Annotated in this window: 22 protein-coding genes; 6 read left to right on the plus strand and 16 right to left on the minus strand. The window is 63.6% G+C overall.

The features are described from left to right. Positions 1-21: 21 nt before the first annotated feature. Complete coding sequence (locus FOY53_RS00125) at positions 22-1,404, minus strand: ATP-binding protein (RefSeq protein ID WP_186766464.1); 1,383 nt, start codon at positions 1,402-1,404, stop codon at positions 22-24. Next, positions 1,401-2,123, minus strand: a complete 723-nt coding sequence (locus tag FOY53_RS00130; protein ID WP_146584434.1) for a response regulator — start codon at positions 2,121-2,123, stop codon at positions 1,401-1,403. Before FOY53_RS00130 ends, FOY53_RS00125 begins: the two co-directional genes overlap by 4 nt. A 240-nt stretch (positions 2,124-2,363) precedes the next feature. Between FOY53_RS00130 and FOY53_RS00135 the strand changes: the two genes are divergently transcribed. Continuing rightward, positions 2,364-2,897, plus strand: coding sequence for an EF-hand domain-containing protein (locus tag FOY53_RS00135; RefSeq protein ID WP_146584436.1), 534 nt, complete (start codon positions 2,364-2,366; stop codon positions 2,895-2,897). 204 nt (positions 2,898-3,101) lie between these two features. Here FOY53_RS00135 and FOY53_RS00140 read toward each other — a convergent pair whose 3' ends face one another. The 3 genes from FOY53_RS00140 to FOY53_RS00150 all read right to left on the minus strand — a co-directional run bounded on the left by FOY53_RS00140 (position 3,102) and on the right by FOY53_RS00150 (position 4,625). Then, complete coding sequence (locus FOY53_RS00140; protein ID WP_146584438.1) at positions 3,102-3,539, minus strand: MarR family winged helix-turn-helix transcriptional regulator; 438 nt, start codon at positions 3,537-3,539, stop codon at positions 3,102-3,104. A 100-nt stretch (positions 3,540-3,639) separates the two neighbouring features. After that, a complete protein-coding gene (gene grxC, locus FOY53_RS00145) occupies positions 3,640-3,897 on the minus strand; it encodes a glutaredoxin 3 (protein ID WP_146584440.1) in 258 nt (85 codons plus the stop codon). Positions 3,898-3,929: 32 nt separating this feature from the next. Then, entirely contained in the window at positions 3,930-4,625 is a 696-nt protein-coding gene (locus FOY53_RS00150; protein ID WP_146584442.1) for a ComF family protein, read from the minus strand. A gap of 48 nt (positions 4,626-4,673) precedes the next feature. On the opposite strand from FOY53_RS00150, the gene FOY53_RS00155 reads away from it, so the two are divergent. Both FOY53_RS00155 and hemH read left to right on the plus strand, forming a co-directional pair. After that, positions 4,674-5,495, plus strand: coding sequence for a methyltransferase domain-containing protein (locus tag FOY53_RS00155; protein WP_146584444.1), 822 nt, complete (start codon positions 4,674-4,676; stop codon positions 5,493-5,495). A gap of 56 nt (positions 5,496-5,551) precedes the next feature. After that, positions 5,552-6,616 carry a ferrochelatase gene (gene hemH / locus FOY53_RS00160; protein WP_146584446.1) on the plus strand — a complete coding sequence of 355 codons (1,065 nt, stop codon included), beginning with the start codon at positions 5,552-5,554 and terminating at the stop codon, positions 6,614-6,616. Positions 6,617-6,802: 186 nt separating this feature from the next. Here hemH and FOY53_RS00165 read toward each other — a convergent pair whose 3' ends face one another. Together FOY53_RS00165 and FOY53_RS00170 are read right to left on the minus strand one after the other, a co-directional pair. Continuing rightward, positions 6,803-7,000 carry a ferrochelatase gene (locus tag FOY53_RS00165; protein WP_146584448.1) on the minus strand — a complete coding sequence of 66 codons (198 nt, stop codon included), beginning with the start codon at positions 6,998-7,000 and terminating at the stop codon, positions 6,803-6,805. A 150-nt stretch (positions 7,001-7,150) separates the two neighbouring features. Next, complete coding sequence (locus tag FOY53_RS00170; protein ID WP_146584450.1) at positions 7,151-7,753, minus strand: L,D-transpeptidase; 603 nt, start codon at positions 7,751-7,753, stop codon at positions 7,151-7,153. Positions 7,754-7,919: 166 nt separating this feature from the next. Here FOY53_RS00170 and dalA point away from each other — a divergent pair, with 166 nt between their 5' ends. Continuing rightward, positions 7,920-8,471 (plus strand): divisome-associated lipoprotein DalA, encoded by a 552-nt coding sequence (gene dalA, locus FOY53_RS00175; protein ID WP_146584452.1) that lies wholly within the window; start codon positions 7,920-7,922, stop codon positions 8,469-8,471. A gap of 60 nt (positions 8,472-8,531) precedes the next feature. On the opposite strand, the gene FOY53_RS00180 is transcribed toward dalA, so the two are convergent. The 8 genes from FOY53_RS00180 to hslO all read right to left on the minus strand — a co-directional run bounded on the left by FOY53_RS00180 (position 8,532) and on the right by hslO (position 18,861). After that, positions 8,532-9,032, minus strand: a complete 501-nt coding sequence (locus FOY53_RS00180) for a L,D-transpeptidase family protein (RefSeq protein ID WP_146584454.1) — start codon at positions 9,030-9,032, stop codon at positions 8,532-8,534. 90 nt (positions 9,033-9,122) lie between these two features. Next, positions 9,123-10,340: a class I SAM-dependent RNA methyltransferase gene (locus FOY53_RS00185; protein WP_146584456.1), complete on the minus strand. Its 1,218-nt coding sequence runs from the start codon at positions 10,338-10,340 to the stop codon at positions 9,123-9,125. Positions 10,341-10,446: 106 nt separating this feature from the next. Then, positions 10,447-12,294 (minus strand): ABC transporter ATP-binding protein, encoded by a 1,848-nt coding sequence (locus tag FOY53_RS00190; RefSeq protein ID WP_146584458.1) that lies wholly within the window; start codon positions 12,292-12,294, stop codon positions 10,447-10,449. Next, entirely contained in the window at positions 12,291-14,135 is a 1,845-nt protein-coding gene (locus tag FOY53_RS00195; protein WP_146584460.1) for an ABC transporter ATP-binding protein, read from the minus strand. The genes FOY53_RS00190 and FOY53_RS00195 overlap by 4 nt, the downstream gene beginning before the upstream one ends. Further along, complete coding sequence (locus tag FOY53_RS00200; protein ID WP_146584462.1) at positions 14,132-15,976, minus strand: ABC transporter ATP-binding protein; 1,845 nt, start codon at positions 15,974-15,976, stop codon at positions 14,132-14,134. Before FOY53_RS00200 ends, FOY53_RS00195 begins: the two co-directional genes overlap by 4 nt. 143 nt (positions 15,977-16,119) lie before the next feature. Further along, a complete protein-coding gene (locus FOY53_RS00205) occupies positions 16,120-17,274 on the minus strand; it encodes a CCA tRNA nucleotidyltransferase (RefSeq protein WP_146584464.1) in 1,155 nt (384 codons plus the stop codon). Next, positions 17,271-17,867 carry a CoA pyrophosphatase gene (locus tag FOY53_RS00210; protein WP_146584466.1) on the minus strand — a complete coding sequence of 199 codons (597 nt, stop codon included), beginning with the start codon at positions 17,865-17,867 and terminating at the stop codon, positions 17,271-17,273. Before FOY53_RS00210 ends, FOY53_RS00205 begins: the two co-directional genes overlap by 4 nt. Further along, on the minus strand, positions 17,860-18,861 hold the full coding sequence (hslO, locus tag FOY53_RS00215; protein ID WP_146584468.1) for an Hsp33 family molecular chaperone HslO: 1,002 nt from the start codon (positions 18,859-18,861) through the stop codon (positions 17,860-17,862). The genes FOY53_RS00210 and hslO overlap by 8 nt, the downstream gene beginning before the upstream one ends. A gap of 77 nt (positions 18,862-18,938) precedes the next feature. Here hslO and FOY53_RS00220 point away from each other — a divergent pair, with 77 nt between their 5' ends. After that, on the plus strand, positions 18,939-19,373 hold the full coding sequence (locus tag FOY53_RS00220) for an NUDIX hydrolase (RefSeq protein WP_146584470.1): 435 nt from the start codon (positions 18,939-18,941) through the stop codon (positions 19,371-19,373). On the opposite strand, the gene FOY53_RS00225 is transcribed toward FOY53_RS00220, so the two are convergent. Continuing rightward, on the minus strand, positions 19,364-20,620 hold the full coding sequence (locus FOY53_RS00225) for a PP2C family protein-serine/threonine phosphatase (RefSeq protein WP_146584472.1): 1,257 nt from the start codon (positions 20,618-20,620) through the stop codon (positions 19,364-19,366). The genes FOY53_RS00220 and FOY53_RS00225 overlap by 10 nt on opposite strands. A gap of 175 nt (positions 20,621-20,795) precedes the next feature. On the opposite strand from FOY53_RS00225, the gene FOY53_RS00230 reads away from it, so the two are divergent. After that, entirely contained in the window at positions 20,796-21,134 is a 339-nt protein-coding gene (locus FOY53_RS00230; RefSeq protein WP_146584474.1) for an Hpt domain-containing protein, read from the plus strand. Position 21,135 lies beyond the last annotated feature (1 nt).

A 21,135-nucleotide genomic window follows, 5' to 3' on the forward strand; every position in this document is an offset into this window, starting at 1 on the left:
CTCGCCCTGTACCCTGCTGCGTTACAGCCTGGGCGCCGGGTCCTGCGCGGGTTGCAGTGGCAGGGTCACGGTTGCACACAGCCCGCCCTCGGCCCGGTTTTCCAGGGTGATCCGCCCGCCATGGGCAAGGATGATCGTCTGGGCAATGGACAGCCCGAGCCCGGCACCGCCGGTTTCGATATTGCGGCTGTCATCCCCGCGCGTGAAGGGGCGGAACATGTCCTCCAGCCGGTCCGGCGGAATACCGGGGCCTGAGTCCGTGATTCTCACGATGGCAACCTGCCGGTCGCGAGACAGGGAAACGGTGGCGTCCTGTCCGTATCGCAAGGCATTGTCGACAAGATTGCCGAAAGCCCGAAGCAGGCCGACGCGGCGGCCGGTCACCCGCACGTTCGAGGCGGCATCACAGACGGCACCCCGGTCGGCGCAAAGCTGAGTCAGCAGCGGACCAAGGTCCAGCGTCTGCATCTTTTCCCCGTCCTGCCCCTCTCGCGCATAGCTGACAAGGCCGTCCGCCATGACGGTCATCTCGTCGAGCGTCCGCACCATTGCTTCCCGTTGCTGATCATCGTCCACCATTTCCGCCCGGATCCGCAGGCTGGTCATCGGCGTGCGCAGGTCATGCCCCACAGCGGCCAGCATCCGCATGCGTTCCGCATCGAACTGCGAGATTTCGATCTGCATGGCATTGAAGGCGCGGGCCGCTTCGCGCATCTCGCGCGGACCTTCCTCGGGAACCCGCGCAGAGCGGTCGCCGCGTCCGGCAGCCTGAGCCGCTTCGGAAAGTTGCCCAAGCGGCTTTGTCAGACGACGGGCCAGAACAAATCCCATGCCAAGGACGCAGAGCAGCGACAGCCCGAGAATGGTCAGGAACGGTTTGCCGTCTACACGGCCCGGGCGCGGTGAGGCGCCGCTTGTCATCACGTTGAGCCATGCGCCCTGCCCCTCGCGTGCGCTCAGCCGGACAGAGATGCCAATGACGCGCTCTTTGCGGAATGCGCTGCGGTGATCCGGGCTGCCGCGGGGCGGCAGGCGGTCGATGATGGCGACGGCCAGATCGTCACGCCCCAGCGTATCGGCCAGTCCTTGCGCAATGTATCGCGACCGGCTGTCAGACCCCGTCGCGTTCAACAGCGGGACATCGTCCACGCTGACGCGGGCAAAGCGCGTCGACGCGTCACGGGCGATCACCTGCCGGACCCGTGCATTCACCGCCTCCATTGCCGGGACAAGCGCGGCGATCCGCTCGATCTCGCGGTCTTCGCTGGCCTGGCGGTCAAACCGCTGTTGCTGGAAACCCAGCACCACCAGCGCGATCAGATTGGCAACAAGGATGGCCGTGGTGAGCAGCAAGACGATGCGGCCGGCAAGTGCATCCGGGAACAGGCGTCCGAGGCGCTTCATGCGCGCGGGTCCGTCACATCGGCAACCAGCCGGTAACCGCCGCCCCATTCGGTCACCAGAAGTTGCGGCGCTTTGGGGTCGGATTCGATCTTGCGGCGCAGGCGGCTGATCTGGTTGTCGATGGCGCGGTCATACGCTTTTGCTTCGCGGCCCGCCGTCAGATCCAGCAGGGTCGACCTGCTCAGCACGGCGCGCGGTTGGTCGAGGAAAATGCCCAACAGCCGGTTTTCGGCTGTGGTCAGTGCGACGACCCGACCATCCGCGCCGGTCAGGTGCTGGGCGTCAGGATCGTGGACCCAGTCAGCAAACTGCCGCCGCCCGCTGGGCGGCGCGGCCAGTTCCGGCGGGGCGCGGCGCAGGATGGCGCGCACCCGCGCCAGCAGTTCACGCGGATTGAAAGGTTTGACGAGGTAGTCATCGGCACCAAGCTCCAGCCCCACAATGCGGTCGGTTTCATCCGCCATCGCTGTCAGCAGCAGCACCGGCGGTCCGCCGCGGGCGACCACCCAACGGCACAGGCTCAGCCCGTCCTCGCCCGGCATCATGACATCCAGCACCACCAGATGAATGGCCGCTTCTGCCAGAATCTCGCGTGCCTCGGCCGCGTGGGCGGCCAGCCGGGTCCGGAACCCCTGCTTGCGCAGATACTGACCCAGCGGTTCGCGAATGTCGCGCGCGTCGTCAACGATCAGGATCTGCGGCGCAATCGGGTCGGTCATATGCTGTCTCCTCAGGCGGCGGCGACGCCACTGTTCCGGATATAACCCCCTTTTCACAGAAGTTTCCAATCGGTGACGGGGCGTGTCGGGCCCTGGATTGTCGCAAGATGTCTCAGGCTGCGCTCCTGCGACAGGTGGCGACAAAGTGACGGTGTCGCTGACAAACCTTACCGCGCAACAGCCCCTAAGTGTGGATCACCGAGGCGCAGCTGCCTCGTCGGAAACCCGAAAGGACACGACATGAAACCTTCCAAATTCCTCCCCGTCAGCTTCCTGGCCATCATCGCCGTCTTTGGCGGGCTGAGCCTTGCCACCGCTCAGACGGCCATCGACACGACACCAAAGTCCTCGGTCATCGAAGCGCATGCTCCGGACGGAGCCCGCGGCGATTTCCGGGGTGCACGCGGTGGTCGCGAAGATCACGGCGGTCGCGGCCTCCTGGGGCAGGTGCTGAAACAGGTTGACGCAGATGGTGATCGCGCAGTGACCCAAGCGGAAATCGACACATTCCGGGCGACGATAGTCGCTGGCGCCGATGCCTCCGGCGAGGGCGACATCTCGCTTGAGGAGTTCGCGACCATCTACCTTGATCTGATGCGCAGTCAGATGGTCGACGCATTTCAGACTCTGGACGAGGACGGAAACGGCGTCGTGACACAAGCCGAGATGGACGAACGGTTCGGCGACGTTGTCACGCGGATGGACCGCAATGACGATGGCAAGCTGGACCGGGCGGACCATGGTGGACGGGGCCACATGGGAAAAGGGGCATGACGGCTCGCGGCATGGCGGTCGCCGCGGCTGACAGGACCGGGCAGAGGTGGAAACGCCTCTGCCCCGACCGGCTTGCGCTGCTTGCACCACCGGTTTGAACATCCCGGATTCCGGGGTTTTTCCCGATGCCGATGATTTCCCCGGCCTACGCCTCAACAGGGATACTCTCATCCTCTGTCGCCATCAGGCCAGAAGGCGCGATTCTCAGTCGTTTTCGAGTTTGGTGCGCAATTCGCGCAGGACCGGCAAAGCGGCGCGGACCTTGGCATCGCCAAGCTCCGAGACCAGTTCGGTCATCAACGGCGTGATCGCATCCAGTGCCGCATCCCGCGCCCGCGTGCCCGCCAGGCTGATCGACACCATCTTGCGGCGGGCATCGTCCCAATCGGGACGGATGTGGATGTATCCGGAAATTTCCAGCTTGGCCAATGTGTTGGTCATAGCGCCACGGGTCACGTGAAAACTGCGCGCCAGTTGGGCCGGACTGCGCTCGCCGCCGCCACGGGCGAGATGATTGAGCACCGAGAAATGCGAGATTTCCATCCGGTCAGGCAGGACACGGGTCAGCCGGTTTCGCACCAGCTGATCCGCCGTCAAAAGCTCACTGAACAACGATATGGCGAGGGCATTGCTGTCGCTCATACCGGGCCTGTGGCGGGTCGCATGAAATCTTCGGGTGCGGCGCCCCTGCGCACAGGCGTTCGCCAGTTCAAAGTTTCCGGTTCGAACTGCGCCTTGCGCATCATCCGGTCAACATAACGTCGAGCTTGCCTGCCCGATCAAGTGCAAACAGGTCATCACACCCCCCTACATGGCTTTCGCCAATGAAGATCTGCGGCACGGTGCGTCCGCCTTTGGCGCGCTGGATCATTTCGGGCTTGCGCTCGGGGTGGGCCAGCACGTCGATTTCAGAAAAGGCGACGCCTTTCTGGGTGAGCAGCCGCTTGGCCGCGTGGCAGAAGCCGCAGAGCGGCGAAGTGTAGATTTCAACGGTTTGCATGTCGGTTTCCTTTGACGCCCTTTGTCAGGGATTTAGGCATCCTTTGCAACGCGCGCCAGTACCGTGACGCAAACCTCCCTCGCCCCGGCGGCCAGACACACCTCGGCCGCGGCGCTGAGCGTTGCCCCCGAGGTCATCACGTCATCGACCAGAAGCACGGTTTTGCCTGCCAGGTGCTGCGCCCCTTTCGGATGCGCCGCCAGCGCACCTGACAGGGTGGCAAAGCGATCCTCCCGCGACTTGCCGTCAAGCGACGCGGTATGGGTCGTGCGGATCAGCGCGTCGGGACAGCAGCTCAGCCCGGTCTGGCGCGCCATTGCCTGCGCCAACACCGCGGACTGGTTGAAACGACGTTGCAGCAGACGATAGAAATGCAGCGGCACCGGGACAATGACCATGTCCTGCGTCAGCATTGGCCGCGCGACCCGCGCCATCCAGAGCGATGCTGTCGGCACAATATCGTGGCGATCGCCATGTTTGAGCCCGAGAACAAGTTTTCGGCCATTGTCACGATAGCAGAGCGCGGCGCGACCCCGGACCCATGGTCGCACGGTTTTCAGACATTCGTCACAATGTTCGGCCAGATCGGACGTCCCGGGCAGCGGCACGCCGCAGAGGTCACAGACCAGGCCGGTGATAAACGGCGTATCGCGCCAGCAGGTGCCGCACAGACCAAAGTCGCTTTCCACCAGACCGCCGCAGACAAGGCAGCGCGGCGGATAGACCATCTGAACGGCTGTTTGCAACCGCTGCCTCAGCATCCTATCTACTCCTCCATGAGCCAACCGATCCCCCTGACCGATCTAGCTGCGCTGCGGCTGCACCGTCGCCGCGCCCAGTCCGCCCCCGCGCTGTTCCTGCACGAAGCTGTCCGTGACGAAGTTCAGGATCGGCTGGCAATGATTACCAAAACCTTTAAGGCCCCGGCGATTGTCACGCCCTTTCCCCAGGTCTGGCGCGACAGCTGGCCCGAAGCCCGGATCCTGGACGATGGCGAGGTTCTGGATCTGGACGAGGGCGCGCATGATCTCGTGGTGCATTGCCTTGCACTGCATTGGGCCAACGATCCTGTCGGTCAACTGATCCAGTGCCGCCGCGCCCTGATGCCGGACGGGTTGTGCCTGACTTTGGCCTTTGGCGGTCAGACGCTGCACGAGTTGCGCAGCGTTCTGGGGCAGGCCGAAATCGAAGTGACCGGCGGATTGTCGCCGCGCGTTGCCCCCATGGGCGAGATCCGTGATCTCGGCGGGTTGCTGCAGCGCGCAGGGCTGGCGCTACCGGTGGCTGATTCGATGCCGCTCAGGGTCAGTTACGGCTCGGCGCTCGGGCTGATGCAGGACCTGCGCGCGATGGCCGAGAACAACGCCCTGAGCGCCCGGCTGCGCAAACCGACCCGACGCGCGGTCCTGCTGCGCGCGGCCGAGCTTTACGCCGCGACCTATGGCGATGCTGACGGGCGCATACCTGCCACCTTTGATATCATCGTGCTGACCGGCTGGGCACCGGATGCCAGCCAGCCGAAGCCGTTGCGCCCGGGATCGGCGGCGGCACGGCTCGCGGATGCGCTGGGGACGCGGGAAACACCTCTGAGCGATTGACCTGCGCGTCAGAGACTTTACTTACGACCGGTACAAAGAATGATCAGGATCAGACCATGCTGGACGCAAAATCCACCGCAGCCCGGCCCGGACACGCGCCGTCGGATCACCCGAATGTGACCACGCCAAAGATCGGCGTGCTGGTGGCGAACCTCGGCACACCCGACAACTACGACTACTGGTCGATGCGACGGTATCTCGGCGAATTCCTGTCGGACCGGCGGGTGATTGATTATTCGCCCTGGCTCTGGCAGCCGCTGTTGCAACTGGTGATCCTGAGCAAGCGTCCCTTCACGTCGGGTGAAGCCTACAAGTCGATCTGGAACCACGCGGCCGGAGAAAGCCCGCTGATGACCATCACCAAGGCGCAGACCGCCGCCCTGGCGGTCTCGATGCAGGACCGCTATGGCGATCAGGTGATCGTTGATTACTGCATGCGCTACGGCAACCCCTCGACCCGATCAAAGGTCCGGGCAATGGTCGAGGCGGGATGCCGCAAGATCCTGTTCTTTCCGCTCTATCCGCAGTATGCCGGCGCGACTTCGGCCACGGCCAACGACGCCTTCTTTGCCGCTCTGGCGCAAGAGAAATGGCAACCAACGGTGCGGACGGTCGACCCGTATTTCCAGCACCCGCTTTATATCGAAGCCCTGGCCCAGTCGATCGAGACGGCTTATGCCAAGCTTGAGCGGAAGCCGGATATCCTGTGCTGTTCCTATCACGGCGTGCCGGAACGCTATCTGCGCGAGGGTGACCCCTATCATTGCCAATGCCAGAAGACGACGCGCCTGCTGCGCGAACGGCTGGGCTGGGACGAATCGCAGATCAAGACGACGTTTCAGTCGAAATTCGGCCCCGAGGAATGGCTGAAGCCCTACACAGTCGAGGAAGTCGCACGGCTCGCCTCGGAGGACGGCAAGAAAAGCATTGCGATCTGTGCCCCGGCCTTTTCGGCTGACTGCATCGAGACGCTGGAAGAGATCAATGAAGAGATCCGGGAAAGCTTTGAACATGCCGGCGGCGAGCAGTTCACTTATATTCCCTGCCTGAACGACGATCCGGCGCATATCCGGGCGCTGTCCGCAGTGATCGAAGAGAACCTGGCGGGCTGGCTGGAGTGAGAGCAGTGATCCCCCGCTCTGCGGCCTGACACGGCCGCACAGATCACCCGGGGGCATTCCGGAAGGATATCCGGAGGCGGCCCCGAGTACGGCCCTGCCCCGGAGTGGTCGTCAGGCAAGGTTCACACAACGAAAAAGGCGGCGCTTGCGCACCGCCTTTCCAGTTTTCCGCCGAAGCGGGAAAACTTAGTTCTGGGATGCAACAGCTGCGGCCACCAGGGCGAGCAGCAGGAGCGGAACCAGGATGCCCGAGGAGGACGACGCTTGCTGGGTCTCTTCAACGACCACAACAGGCTCCATCATCACGTCATCTTTTGCATACGAACCGGCCATTGCGGAAGTGGCAGCACCGGTCATTGCGGCGGCGAGAGCGAGTTTCTTCATAGTATCCTCCAGATATTCGCCTGCCGCACCCTGTAAGGAGTGATAAACGGCAGGCACCCAAGACTTACCTCGTGACTCGTTCTATGCAGTATAAACCGGGGAATGCAAACTCATCTTGAGGCCGATCTTGCCGTCGTCAGAGGAATGTCGTCAAATTAGCAACACCTGTGTTCCGACCTGCGCCAGCTGATAAAGTTCTTCAATATGCTGGTTGTAGAGACCGATGCAGCCGTTGGATGATCGCCGCCCGATCTTGCGCGTGTCGTGGGTTCCGTGGATGCGGTAGTAGGTCCAGCTGAGGTGCATCGCGCGGGTACCAAGAGGGTTGTCCGGACCGGGAGGCACGTAGTCCGGCCACTCGGGATTGCGGATTTTCATGGACGGGGTCGGACGCCAGTCCGGTTCGGGATCCTTGAGCACGATGCTGGTGCGACCGCGGCGGGTCAAATCCTCGGTCAGGGGCACCGATGTCGGATACAACCTGTAGCCGCCCCCGTCCTCGGACCAGTAGTGCAGCGCCCGGCTGGTGGTATCGACCAGAATCGCGCCCTTGTTCAGATTAGAGAAATAGGGTTGCCAGTCCAGCGAGCGGAAGCTGGAGATGTTGCGACGTACAGCGCTGGAAATATCGCGCTCGATCTCGACGGTGCCCGCGCCGTTGACGTCCTGCGCCAGCGTAGGCGCGCCGATCATCGCGGCCGTCCCCGCCAGAAACGCCCGACGGTTGAAATTCGGTTTTGCCGATTTCGTCATGTCATCGACTCCATAGTTGCAGAAAACATTCCGGGCATAATATGTCCGGAATGTCTCAGTCGCAAATCAAACCCCCGTCAGAAGGCGGGCTCACGCCGATGTGGGTTTGATAAGCAACGCCCGACACGGTAAGGCAGGTCGGGACAAAACTTCAGGTGGCTTGCTCATGACGCGGATCTCATTCCTTTTCGTACCTCTTCTGCTGGCCCTCGCCGCCTGTGCGCCGGAACCTCTGCCCCCGACGATGGGGCCGGACGGCAAGCCGCTGCCAAAAGTGTACCGAATCGCCAGCGGGGATGAGGCGCGGGTCGAGTTCCGCATGCTCGACGCGGTAAATTCGCTGCGCGCGGCCCGTGGCGCGCCCGCGCTGCAACTGAACGCCGCGCTGAACGCCGCAGCCGCCACCCATTCGCGCGACATGTCGGTGCAGAACCGGCCATGGCACTTCGGCTCGGACGGCTCGTCTCCGATCGACCGGGTGCAGCGGGTCGGTTACACCGGCATCATGCTGGGCGAGAATATATCCGAGACTTACGAGACAGAGCTTGAAACTCTGGCGGCCTGGATGGAAACCCCCGCAACCCGTGACGTCATCCTTGACGCCAACGGTCGCGATCTGGGGTTTTCCTGGTTCCAGGAATCCAACGGCAAGATCTGGTGGACGCTGATCGTCGGCGGTGCATCGCAGTCGTCGCAGGCCGTGGGCTTTCCGTCCTGAACCACCGCCGCCCCCGCAGATCGCACGGGGCGCAGGGTTTTTCGCCGGACGGAAAATGGATCAGGGATTGATGTGGATCGGCGTCCCGTCGCGGACCATCGCATAGATGTCTTCGATCTCGCGGTCGGTGACGGCAATGCAGCCCCAGGTCCAGTCACGCACATTGTTGCGATATTGCTTCGGACGCCCGTGAATGAAGATGTCGCCGCCCGGGCTTTTGCCCAACTCATCGGCCAGGGCCCTGTCCAGTTCATTCGGATAGGAAACGCCGATCGACAGGTGAAACCGCGAATTCGGATTGCGCCGGTCAATGATGTAGCTGCCTTCGGGTGTGCGCCCGTCGCCTTCGATCTGCTTGTGTCCGGCGGGGGCAAAGCCCAGCCCGATGTCATAGTCGCGCAGCACCTTGCCGTTGTGCAGCAGGTACATCTTGCGCGCACTTTTCTGTACCACGACCTGCGTGACCGCCGGACCGTTGTAGGTTCTGAACTTGCTCGGCGCGCCGCACCCTGCCAGCAACAGCGCCAACATTGCAAGAATCGCGAATCTGGATAATTTCATCTGCACTGCCCGCTCGTTTTTTTTCGCTTTATAACCCGAAAAGCAACGTCACGACAGATGATAGATTGGTGTTCACGCGTCGTTTACCGGTCACCCAAGACTAAGGCTGGCAACGATCTCGGCATGGGTTGACCAGCGGAACTGGTCCACCACCTGCACCCAGTCCAGCCTGTAACCTGCCGCCACCAGGGTTGCGCAGTCGCGTGCGAAGCTGACCGGGTTGCAGGAAACATGCGCGACGCGCGGGACACGGGCCAGCGCGATCTGCTCGACCTGGGCCTGGGCACCGGCGCGCGGGGGATCGATCACCACGGCACCAAAGCGCGCAAGCTCTTCCGGCAGCATCGGATTCCGAAACAGATCGCGACGCTCGATGCTCAGAGGCTTGAGCCCCTGGGCATTGCGCTTGCCCTCATCCAGTGCCTGCAGCATTGCCGCCTCACCTTCGACTGCGTGCACGGTTGCGGTTTCGGCCAGCCGCAGGGCAAAGGTGCCGCATCCGGCAAACAGGTCCGCCACGCGGCTTGCGCCCCGGGTGATCTCCTGCACCGCGGACCAGAGCGCGGCTTCGCCTTCCGGCGTGGCCTGAAGAAAGGCGCCGGGGGGCGTCACGACCCGGGCTTTGCCGATGCGCAGAAATGGCGGGCGCGACAACAGGGCAGCTTCTCCGTCCCAGCTGATTCGCGGCAGGTCGTGCTGGCGGGACAGGTCGCCAAGATCGGCCTGAAGCTGGGCATCCAGCGGCTTCCCACCCCTGACCGCGACGTCCAGCCCGTTATCTGTCCGGGTCAGCATCACCGAAAGTTCGCCTTTGCGGCTTGCCGCCAGGGTGGCGAGCTGTTCGACCATCGGCAGGGCGGCGGCTATGTCGGGATGCACCAGCTGGCAGTGCGGCACCGCAACCACCACATCCGACCCCTTCATGTGAAACCCTGCCAGCGCGCCCTTCTTGGTACGCTTCGCGGAAAAGCTGGCGCGGCGGCGGCTGCGTGGCGCCGAGGTCTGGATGAGGCGCATCTCGGCGACGATCCCATGTGCCTGCAACGCCTGACGCACCACACCCACTTTCCAGTCGGCGACAAACGGTTCGCTTGCATGCTGAAGCTGGCAACCGCCGCAGGATTTCGCGTGACTGCAAGGCGCCTTGACCCGGTCTGGCGAGGGTGTGACGATCTTTGGCGCCGCCATGACGCCGCCGCTGATCTCGCCCGTCACCTCTTCGCCCGGCAGGGTGCCGGGCACATAGACGGGACCGGGCGCGATTCCGTCGCCCTGATGCCCCAGCCGCTCGATGTGCAATGTGTTCATGGACCGCCTCTTGCCCGGTTTCCGGCCCAGCGTCGAGGGGCCTGCCGCGTCGCCCGCATCACCAGCGGCTTTTGTGTCACCGTCGTTCGCAACAGGCTGGCCAGCCTCACTCTGCCGCCGCCTGTGCCCCCAGGAACCCGCCGGACTGCCGGTCCCAGAACCGCGCATACAGGCCCTTGCGCGCCAAAAGATCGGCATGGCTGCCGGCTTCGACGATCCGGCCCTGATCCAGCACGATGATGCGATCCATCTGGGCGATGGTGGACAGCCGGTGCGCAATGGCGATCACCGTCTTGCCCTGCATCACCTGCGCCAGCGCCGCCTGAATCTCGGCCTCGACTTCACTGTCCAGCGCGCTTGTCGCCTCGTCCAGCACCAGCACCGGCGCATCCTTGAGGATGGCGCGGGCCAGGGCGATCCGCTGCCGTTGCCCACCCGAAAGCTTCACCCCGCGCTCTCCGAGGCGCGCATCATAGCCCGAGCGCCCCTTGTGGTCCTGCAGGGTCAGGATGAAATCATGCGCCGAGGCGCGGCGGGCCGCGTCGAATACCTCGGCGTCGGTGGCGTCGGGGCGGCCATAGCGGATGTTGTCCAGCGCCGAACGGTTGAACATCGAGGTTTCCTGCCGGACGACGGAAATGCTTTGGCGCAACGCTTCCTGGGTGAGGTCGCGGATATCGGTGCCGTCGACCAGTATTCGACCCTGTTCCACCTCGTAAAGCCGCAGCAGCAGCGATACGACAGTGGATTTCCCGGCCCCGGACGCGCCCACAAGGCCGATCTTTTCGCCGGCGCGGATGTCCAGCGACAGGTCATGCAGCGCTGTCACCTTGCCGCCATAGGCGAATTGGATGTGCTCGAACCGGAGGGCGCCCTGGCCCGCGGCGGCCGTGGCGGCATCGGGCCTGTCAGTGATTTCGTGCGCCGGCGCCAGCGTGTCGATCCCATCCTGGATTTCCCCCAGATTGGTATAGATCGAGATGGCGACGCGCCCGATGCGGTTGGTAAGCTGGCTGAGACGCGTCGCGACCATCGCCGTCATGGTGATGTCGCCGGGCGTGGCGGTGCCCGCGGTCCAGAGGTAGAGCGCGCCGAGAATGCTGAACAACGGCAGCATGCCGCCAAGCGTCATCAGCACCATGCGAAACGTCGAGGACAGCACACCGAACTCCAGCGCCCTGCGACGAAAGGTTTCGAGCTCCCGCAGGGTGGCGCGATCTTCGAACGTGTTGTGCGCGAACAGCTTGACCGCCGCGACGTTGGACAGGGTATCCACGATCTGACCGGTGACCTGTGTCCGCGCCCCGGCCCGCGCAGCCGAGCGCAGTTTGACCCGCGGAATGAAATGGCGCAGCGCGAAAAAGTAGAGGGCGCCCCAGATGACAAAGATCAGCAGCAGCCGCGAATCGATGCTGGCCATAAGCAGCAGGGAGCCCCCGAAAACCGCCAGCGAGTAGACTCCGACGTCCGCCACCTCGGTCACGACATCGGTCAGCGCACGTGACGTTTGCAAAGCCTTCTGGCTGATGCGCCCGGCAAAGTCATTTTCGAAATAGCGCATCGAATGACCCAGCGTGTGCCGGTTCAGCCGGCTCAGCACCAGCGGGAACAGATGCGGCCCCAACAGGATGCTGGTGACACCGGCATCGGCCGCGAACAGGATCGGCCGCACGATCAGAAAGAACACCACCCCGAACAGGATCACCGGCCAGAACGGTTCCCAGAATCCGGCGTGGTTGCCCGCCGCCGTGCCATCAATGATCCAGCCGGTGAACGACGCGGCCACAAGTTCGGACAACCCCGCCGTGAAGGTGACGGCAAGTGTCAGGCCGATGGCCTTTTGCGCCCCGTTCAGTGCCCATCTGACAAAGGGCCAGAGCGCCTGTGGCGGCGCTCCGTCTGCGGGCGCAAACGGGTCGATCAAGCTCAGAAACCAGCGGTACGCTGCGGTCATTCCGCCATCTCCATGGTGTTGATGTCCAGGCCGATGAATCCACCGGACTGACGGTTCCAATACCGCGCATACAACCCGCCCCGGGCAAGCAGGTCTTCGTGACTGCCGATTTCGGCCAGCCGACCCTGATCCAGAACCACGATCCGGTCCATGCTCGACAGGGTGGACAGCCGGTGCGCGATGGCGAGAACGGTCTTGCCCCGCATCACCCGGTCGAGTGCGGTCTGGATTGATGCCTCGACTTCGGAATCCAGCGCCGACGTGGCCTCGTCCATGATCAGGATCGGCGCATCCTTGAGAATGGCTCGGGCCAGGGCGATGCGCTGCCGCTGACCGCCGGACAGCTTGACCCCGCGCTCACCCAGATGGGCAGCATATCCGGTGCGACCCTTGTGGTCCCGTAATCCGAGGATGAATTCATGCGCTTCTGCCTGTTCGGCGGCGCGCTCAACCTCGGCCTGTGTCGCTTCGGGCCGGCCATAGCGGATGTTGTCCAGCGCCGAGCGGTTGAACATTGCGGTCTCCTGGGTGACCATTCCGATATTGCGGCGCAGACTTTCCTGAGTCACGTCGCGGATATCGGTGCCATCGATCTGGATCCGGCCCTGCTCCGCATCATAGAGCCGCAACAGCAACGCAACCAGCGTGGACTTGCCCGCGCCGGACGCGCCGACGATGCCCAGCTTTTCGCCCGCCGCGATCTGCAACGACAGATGCTCGACCCCGCCGGTCCTGCGCCCGTAGGCAAAGCCGAGATCCTCGATTGTGATTGCCCCCTGCCCCACGGCCAGATCACCGGCCCCGGCACGGTCGATCAGGGTGTGCGCGGGCGTCAGCGTGCGCATGCCGTCTTCGACCTCGCCGACATTGGCGTAGAGCCCCATGAGCGTGAAACTGACCCAACCGGTCATCTGCGCCAGACGCAGCGCCACCGCACCGGTTGCAGCGATGTCCCCGGCGGTGACCAGGCCGAGCGACCAGTACCACAGCGCTCCGCCCACCAGCAGCACCGGCAAGACACCGGCGACGGCCATCAGCCAGAAACGAAACGTCACCGACAGCCGCCCGAAGTCGAGCGAGCTGTCCCGGAACCTGTCCATTGCGCCCAGCGCCGCACGGTCTTCGTGATCGGCATGGGCAAACAGCTTCACCGTCTTGATGTTGGTCACGGTGTCCACAACCTGCCCGGTCACCATCGCCCGAGCGCTGGCGCGGTTCTTGGACAGCGAACGGATGCGCGGCATGAAATAGCGGATCATCAGCAAATACCCGACAATCCAGACGATCAGCCCCAGCGCGATGCGGACATCGACCGTGCCCAGCATCAGCACCGCCCCGACCACCGACGCGAGCGCAAACAAAACCGTCTGGACGATTTCGACCACCGAATCCGTCAGCGCCCGCGCGGTCTGCATCTCTTTCTGGGCGATACGCCCGGCAAAATCGTCGTCGAAAAAGGTGACGGACTGGCCGAGGGTGTAGCGGTGCAGCCGCGACAGCACGAGGTTGAAGACATTCGGTGCCACAACGATGGATTGCAGGTAAGCGTTGGCGCCAAAGATCACCGGCCGCAGCACCAGAAAGAACAGCAGCGAAAACAGCAGGATCCCGGATTGATCGGAAAACACCGCGTCCGCGGCCGAGCCCAGCGCGGCGTCGACGACCCGTCCCAAGATCAGCGCGGCCATCACTTCGACAATGCCCGAAACGATGGACACGACGGAGGACAGCAACAAGGCCGGCTCGCTGCCGGCAAGGCTCCAGCGAAAGAACGGCCAGAGGCGGCGCGGCGGCGGGCCCGGCGCCAGGGCAAAGGGGTCGATCCAACGGGCAGGTTTCACGGCGCGATCCTTGTCCTGGTGTCGAGAAACCCGCCGGACTGGCGGGACCAGAAACCTGCATATAGACCTTGCTGAGCCAAAAGCGCGTCATGGCTGCCCTGTTCGACGATGCGGCCCTGGTCCATCACCAGAATGCGGTCGAGGTGGGCAATGGTGGACAGGCGGTGGGCGATGGCGATCACCGTCTTGCCCTCCATCATGCCATAAAGCGTATCCTGGATCGCCGCCTCCACCTCGGAATCCAGCGCGCTGGTCGCCTCGTCCAGCAACAGGATCGGTGCATTCTTGAGGATCACGCGGGCAAGGGTGATCCGCTGTCGCTGTCCGCCGGACAATTTGACTCCGCGTTCTCCGACCAGGGCCTCGTATCCGGTGTTGCCGTAACTGTCGCTCAGGCCAAGAATGAAGTCGTGTGCCTGCGCCTGCCTGGCAGCCTGAACGATCTCATCTTCGGTCGCGTCGCTGCGCCCGTAACGGATATTGTCGCGCACCGATCGGTGCAGCAGCGAGGAATCCTGCTGGACCATACCGATATGACGGCGCAGGCTGTCCTGCGTGACCTGTGAAATATCCTGCCCATCAATCAGAATGCAGCCCTGTTCGGCGTCGTAAAACCGCAGGAGCAACTTGACGAGAGTCGATTTCCCACCCCCCGAACGGCCGACAAGCCCGATCATTTCGCCCGGACGAATGGTGATCGAGACGTCGTCCAGCCCCCCGGACTCGCGACCGTAGTGGTGTGACAGATTCCGGATCCTGATCTCTCCCTTCGTCAACTTCAGCGGCACGGCATCGGGCGAATCCGTCAGGGTGATAGGCTGGGCAATGGTCTCCATTCCCTCGGCCACCACGCCGAGTTCGCGAAACAGGCTGGTGAGCGCCCACATGATCCAACCGGTCATCGCGTTGAGCCGCAAGGTTAGTGCCGTCGCTGCCGCCACCGCCCCGACACTGGCCGCACCCTGCATCCACAGGGTCAAAGCCAGCCCGGTCACACCGACGATGAGCAAACCGTTCAGCGCCACCAGGGTGACATCCATGATCGTGTAGATCCGCATTTCTGTCTGAAATGTCGCGCGGGTCCTGTCGATTGCCTCTTTTGCGTATAGGATTTCCTGATCGTGGTGGGCGAACATCTTGACCGAATGGATGTTGGTATAGCTGTCGACCACGCGCCCGGTGACAAGGCTGCGGGCATCCGACGCGGCCTTGGATGCGGGGCCGACGCGGCGAATGGTCCAGGTCATCAGCGCCGCGTAGAGCGCGAACCAGATCACCAGGGGCAGCATCAGCCAGGGATCGGCCTGCCCCAGCAACACCAGCGCGCCGATAACATAGGCGAGCGAAAAGGTGATGGCATCGAAGACCTGAAACACCGCCTCGCCGGCGGCGGGCGGGGTCTGCATGATGCGGTTGGCGATGCGTCCGGCAAAATCATTCTCGAACCAGCCGACGGACTGTCGCAGCACATGGCGGTGGGCGCGCCAGCGGAACAGCGTGCCCAAGTTGGGCATGATTGCATTGTTCAGGATCAGCACGTCCAGCGCCTGCAGCGCCGGCCGGATCAGCAGTATGAATAGCGCCAGCAGGATCAGTGCCGTGCCGTGCGTCGCCCAGACCTGTGCCGGTTCACCCGCGAGGATATCGACCACCCAGCCCATGACCCAGATCAGCCAGAGTTCGACCACCGCCACCACAACCGACATCACCGCGGCACCGACAAACACCCGGCGAAAGGGTTTCGTGTAATCCAGCATGAAGCGCCACAGCCGGGTCGGCGGCCGGTTGGTGTGCGGATAGGTGGTGTAGGGGTCCACCAGATTTTCAAAGAACCGGAACACAGATGCTTTCCTTCGGGAACGCGGCTTTTGGTCTAATACCCGGACTTTCCCTTATTGTGGTCGGAAAGGCCATGTCTGAAGGACGCGCGCGCCTCGCCGAATATTCAGGCCGGGTCGAGAAGAGTGTTCCGTGCGCCGGGGGCTTATGGCTTTTTCAGCAAGTCCGCGCGACTTAGCGAGAAACCGGAAGCGATCCAGAGATCCTGCAGATGGTCCAGCCGCGCGCCGAGTTCGCGCCCGCTATACCCCGGCATCAAATCCTGTGCCCGCACCGGAAACTTCTGGTGGGCGGCAACCTCGGCAACCCGCAGCGAGTCCGGATCAAGCGGCTGTTCCAACAAGGCAGAGCGCAGCAGCAAGACGTCGCGGGCGGTGTCATAGCCCAATCGGTAGGCCAGTTCGGCCACACCCATTCCTGATCCGACCCCTTCCCGGAGCAGTGCAAGGCGTTTGCCGTCAGCGCGCGACAGGCGCAATTGCGCACTGTCGAACCCGCCCAGCGCCGCGAGCCTGCGTATCGGTTCCGGCCCCGTTTCGGTCTGGTTTTCACCATCGACCAGCAGCGGCAGCGCCTCGGCCGTGGCGCCGGGCAAGAGCCGGGGCAACACGCCGGTCTGCGCCATTGTGGCCACCGCGGGTGCGGGGTCGGGCGCAGACAGCAACTTGGTCAGTTCGCCGCTGATGCGCTCGCGTGACAATTGCCCAAGCCCGTCCAGATTGCCCGCGATCGCGGCAAGGGCATCTGCGTCAAAGCCCAGTTCGGGCGCGGCATACCAGGCGGAAAACCTGAAAAACCGCAGAATGCGCAGGTAGTCCTCGCGGATGCGGCGGACCGGATCCTCGATAAACCGGATGCGGCGGGCGATGATATCGGCCAGCCCGTTCAACGGATCAATCACCTGACCATCGGCATCCGCATACAGCGCGTTCATGGTGAAATCGCGGCGGCGCGCGTCCTCTTCCAGCGTATTCGAGAACCGCACGACGGCATGACGCCCGTCCGTGTCCACGTCGGCGCGGAAGGTCGTGACCTCGTAGCCCCGACCATCCGCCACAACCGTGACCGTGCCGTGATCAATGCCCGTGGGCACAGATTTCAGACCGGCTTCCCGGGCCAGGGCGATGATCCGGGCCGGGCGTGCATCGGTGGCGATATCAACATCGGCCACCGGGGCGCCCAGCAGCGCGTTGCGCACGCAGCCGCCAACGACATAGGCCTGGTGGCCGCCGTCCGTCAGGGCCGCCATAACGGCCTGAGGCGCCCGCGCGGTCAGCCATTCTGCGCGGATGACCGTCATGCCGCCAAACGTTCCGCCAGGCCGCGCAGGATTCGCGCTGTGGCCCCCCAGACGTAATACGGCCCGTAGGGCACGGTGTAATACTGGCGGCGCTGCCCGCGCCAGCGCCGTGACTGGACGCTGTAGTTGTCCAGGTTGGCGACATGAGAAAACGGCACCTGAAACACTTCGTCGACCTCTCCCGGTTCGGCGACCGGGGTGAAATCTCCGGTGATGAGCCCGACGACCGGCGTCATGAGAAAACTGGTCACCGTTTCATGCGTCGGCAATTGCCCCAGCAGCGTCACCTGCTCGGTCTGCAGCCCGATCTCTTCGCGCGCCTCCCGCAGGGCTGCGCCGATCACATCGGCATCGGCCTCATCCTGTTTGCCGCCCGGAAACGCGATTTGCCCGGGGTGATGGCGCAGGGCCGAGGAACGCTTGGTCAGGACAAGTTCCAGACCCTGCGCCCCCTGGATCACCGGCACCAGAACCCCGGCGGCGCGCAGCAGACGCCCTTCGGGCGGCACCGCGCCGGGGTTGAGGTCAAAATCCGACGACGCGGCGGTGGGTCGCGCGAGCGCCTGCCGCAGCACGTCAATCTGGTCAGCCATCCGACTGCCCTTCGGCCTCGAATCCCACACTCTTTGGGTCGAGGTCATAGTGGGCGCCGCAGAACTGGCAGTCAGCAGTGACGCGGCCGTCATCCGTCGTCATCTTTTCGATGTCGCGGGCGGAATAGATCGACAGGCTCTGACGCACCTTGGATTCCGAGCAGCTGCACCCGAAGCGGACCGGCATTGCATCGAAGACACGGGGCTGTTCCTCGTGAAACAGCCGCACCAAAAGGTCGGTCGGTGGCAGCGTCGGGCCGATCAGTTCCAGCTCTTCAACCGTGTCGAGCAGAATGTTCACCCGGTTCCAGTTTTCTTCGGCGTCACCCTCGAGCAGGTCGGCCGGCTGCAACAGCCCGCCGTCGCCCGTTCCCCCCTCTCCGGGAAGCTCCTGGGCAAAGGGCGATGCCTTGGGCATGTGCTGCAACATGACGCCGCCCGCGCGCCAGTGCTCGGGCCCACCGGGCTCTGTGGCCCGGCCAAAGCTGAGCGCAAAACGCGTCGGAAGCTGTTCGGACTGTGCAAAATACGCCTCGGCACAGTTGGCCAGGGTCTTGCCGTGCAGCGGTGTGATCCCCTGATAGGGGGTTGTGCCTTCGCCCTGATCCAGAAGAACCGCAAAGTATCCCTCTCCAACCTGGTCCCTCGGGGCCCCGGCAGTGAGGCGATCCGCATCATAGCTGGCATAGGCGCGGATGCGGGCCGGGGTGCCGTCGTCCTGCGGCCCGTAAAAGTCGGTGGCGATCATCCGCACGGGGCCGTTGGACTGGACCTGCAGGGACAGCTTCCAGCGCAGCTTGATCGTCTGACCGATCAGGGCGGTCAGGACAGCCATTTCCGCGACGAGCCCCTCGACGACCTCCGGGTAGTCGTGCTGCTTCAGGACACCGGCCAACACGCCATCAAGGCGCGCAACCCGGCCACGGATGTCCGAGCGGTCCAGCTGAAAGGGCAGGACAGTGTCGTCCCAGGCAAGTTTCGTTCCAAGAGTCATGGGGTTTCCTTATCTGCCGCGACTTGGCATATCGCGTCGATATAGGCACAACAAGGCCAAGTCCAAGGGGGTTGCCCATGACACGACGTTTCGGAACACCGCCCGAACGTGGCCGCGAGTATACCCTGCGGCCCGGAGTCTATGCGATTCTGCCACGCGATGGCGCGCTGTTACTGACCCATCAGGCCGATCCGGAACCGGAATATCAATTGCCCGGCGGTGGTATTGACCCTGGCGAATCGCCGTTGCGCGCCCTGCACCGCGAGGTGCTGGAGGAAACCGGCTGGCGGATCGCGGGGGCCCGCCGACTGGGTGCGCTGAGACGATTCACCTTTATGCCCGATTACGACATCTGGGCAGAAAAGCTCTGCACGATATACCTCGCTTTTCCCGTATATCAGCTGGGCCCGCCCAGTGAACCGGGCCACCACGCGGTATGGATGCCGCCAGAGGTGGCGGTGCATAGCCTGGGAAATCCGGGAGACCGGCACTTCGTGAAACGTTACCTCTGAACAACATCAAATTCGAACAGGGCTGCCGAGACATCGTCGGCCATCGGCACATCGCTCGGCATTGCCGCATTGAGCCGCCAGAAAAGATCCTCAAGAAACTCCGGCCCCTCCACATCAGCGGCACAGGCCTGCACCAGTTGCAGCAAGCCGTCTTCTTCCAGCATGGAGCCGTCTTTCAGCACCGCTTCGGTGAAACCGTCCGAATACAGCAGCAACCGGTCCCCGGGCTGCATGTCGATATCCAGCCCCTGATAGACCGCGTCGTCCACAAGACCGATGGGCAGGCCGCCACTGCCCAGGAATGTCGCCTCGCCCCGGGCGCGCAGCAAAAGCGGCGGCGGGTGTCCGGCCTGAACCATGCGCACCCGACCCGTCGTCAGATCCGCGTTGAAGTAGAGCATGGTGAGGTATTCCTCGACCCCGGGATCAGGGGCGAGCCGGTCGTTCAGCAATCGCGCCACATCCTCGGGTTCACGCAAAAGCTGCCCATCACTGCCGTGGGCCAGTGCCAGGTTCTGGTCCAGATGCGCGCTGCTCAGATACCCCGCGACCCGCGCGGTGACCAAAGCGGAGGTGATGCCGTGACCCGAGACATCGATGCTGTATGCGGCCAGACGTCCATCGCTCGGACTGAACATGCCGACCAGATCCCCCCCGACATGGCCGCAGGGTTTCAGCAGCAGGCTCATGCGCGAACTGCCAAACACGCCGACCCGCTGCGGCACCTGTGCTTCCTGGATGCGGCGGGCCTGCCGCAAGTCGGCATCTATCGCATCATAGACCGTCTGAAGCTTGGTCAGTGTCTCGGAGATCATCCGGTTCTTGTCGCTCAGTTCCCGCTCCATCGACACCACGCGGGTGCCGGCGTTGATTCTGGCGCGCAGTTCGTCGGCATGCACCGGTTTGGTCAGGAAATCATCCGCGCCGGCATCCAGCCCATGAGCGACAGCCGCCTTTTCCGCCTTGGACGTCAGCAGGATAAAGTAGCCGTACCCGTCGCTCGGCATTTCGCGGAACCTGCGACAGAACTCCAGCCCGTCCATGCCGGGCATCATCCAGTCCGACAGCACGACATCCGGCGCCACCTGCGCGCAAAGCCTCAGCGCAGCTTCACCGCTTTCGGCCTGAAACACCTCGAACCCCCAGCGTTCGAGCATGGCCGACACGATCTTCAGCTGCACGCGGCTGTCGTCGACCACAAGGACACGCCGCGGCCGGGCGGGACACGCCCCGGGATCAGACGGCATTTCCTGCGTCGCATTCAAAGCACTTCCCCTTTCAGTAAAGTCCCGGCACCGCCATCCGGTCTATCGGGCCGTCCTTTAACAGCCGGTAAAACCTAAAACTTTAGTCTTCTGAGGGGCCGCTAACCAAGCCTTTACGAATGCGCGCCAGACTTGGGGTCAACAGGAGGGCGGCTTCATGATCGACTGGCAGCGAATACATGAGTTGCACAGTGAAATCGGCGCAGATGACTTTCAGGAAGTTGTCGATCTGTTCCTGTCCGAAGTCGAGGACTCTCTCGGTGATCTGGCCTCCGTCACCATAAATGCGCAGCTATTGCAGGAAAGGCTTCATTTCTTGAAAGGCAGCGCGCTCAACCTCGGGTTTTCGGAAATGGCGCGGCTGTGTCAGGCCGGCGAACTGGCCGCTGCCGCCGGGCAGCACCAGACCGTGAAGGTCGCCAAGGTTCACGAGGTGTTTGCCGAGTCGCGAACGGCATTCCTGCGCGACCTTGCGGCGCAGCTGACCGTATCGTGAC

It is taken from the genome of Puniceibacterium confluentis, assembly GCF_007923445.1.
Classification (GTDB): Bacteria; Pseudomonadota; Alphaproteobacteria; order Rhodobacterales; family Rhodobacteraceae; genus Puniceibacterium; species Puniceibacterium confluentis.

Bases quoted from the DNA above. Each gene is read 5' to 3' on its own strand.
- FOY53_RS00185 (WP_146584456.1), bottom strand. From the start codon at position 10,340: ATGAACACATTGCACATCGAGCGGCTGGGGCATCAGGGCGACGGAATC.
- FOY53_RS00130 (WP_146584434.1), bottom strand. From the start codon at position 2,123: ATGACCGACCCGATTGCGCCGCAGATCCTGATCGTTGACGACGCGCGC.
- FOY53_RS00230 (WP_146584474.1), top strand. From the start codon at position 20,796: ATGATCGACTGGCAGCGAATACATGAGTTGCACAGTGAAATCGGCGCA.
- FOY53_RS00225 (WP_146584472.1), bottom strand. From the start codon at position 20,620: ATGCCGTCTGATCCCGGGGCGTGTCCCGCCCGGCCGCGGCGTGTCCTT.
- FOY53_RS00155 (WP_146584444.1), top strand. From the start codon at position 4,674: ATGAGCCAACCGATCCCCCTGACCGATCTAGCTGCGCTGCGGCTGCAC.
- FOY53_RS00150 (WP_146584442.1), bottom strand. From the start codon at position 4,625: ATGGTCTATCCGCCGCGCTGCCTTGTCTGCGGCGGTCTGGTGGAAAGC.
- FOY53_RS00180 (WP_146584454.1), bottom strand. From the start codon at position 9,032: ATGAAATTATCCAGATTCGCGATTCTTGCAATGTTGGCGCTGTTGCTG.
- grxC (WP_146584440.1), bottom strand. From the start codon at position 3,897: ATGCAAACCGTTGAAATCTACACTTCGCCGCTCTGCGGCTTCTGCCAC.
- FOY53_RS00140 (WP_146584438.1), bottom strand. From the start codon at position 3,539: ATGAGCGACAGCAATGCCCTCGCCATATCGTTGTTCAGTGAGCTTTTG.
- FOY53_RS00210 (WP_146584466.1), bottom strand. From the start codon at position 17,867: ATGGCTGACCAGATTGACGTGCTGCGGCAGGCGCTCGCGCGACCCACC.
- FOY53_RS00170 (WP_146584450.1), bottom strand. From the start codon at position 7,753: ATGACGAAATCGGCAAAACCGAATTTCAACCGTCGGGCGTTTCTGGCG.
- dalA (WP_146584452.1), top strand. From the start codon at position 7,920: ATGACGCGGATCTCATTCCTTTTCGTACCTCTTCTGCTGGCCCTCGCC.
- FOY53_RS00125 (WP_186766464.1), bottom strand. From the start codon at position 1,404: ATGAAGCGCCTCGGACGCCTGTTCCCGGATGCACTTGCCGGCCGCATC.
- hemH (WP_146584446.1), top strand. From the start codon at position 5,552: ATGCTGGACGCAAAATCCACCGCAGCCCGGCCCGGACACGCGCCGTCG.
- FOY53_RS00135 (WP_146584436.1), top strand. From the start codon at position 2,364: ATGAAACCTTCCAAATTCCTCCCCGTCAGCTTCCTGGCCATCATCGCC.
- FOY53_RS00205 (WP_146584464.1), bottom strand. From the start codon at position 17,274: ATGACGGTCATCCGCGCAGAATGGCTGACCGCGCGGGCGCCTCAGGCC.
- FOY53_RS00190 (WP_146584458.1), bottom strand. From the start codon at position 12,294: ATGACCGCAGCGTACCGCTGGTTTCTGAGCTTGATCGACCCGTTTGCG.
- FOY53_RS00165 (WP_146584448.1), bottom strand. From the start codon at position 7,000: ATGAAGAAACTCGCTCTCGCCGCCGCAATGACCGGTGCTGCCACTTCC.
- hslO (WP_146584468.1), bottom strand. From the start codon at position 18,861: ATGACTCTTGGAACGAAACTTGCCTGGGACGACACTGTCCTGCCCTTT.
- FOY53_RS00220 (WP_146584470.1), top strand. From the start codon at position 18,939: ATGACACGACGTTTCGGAACACCGCCCGAACGTGGCCGCGAGTATACC.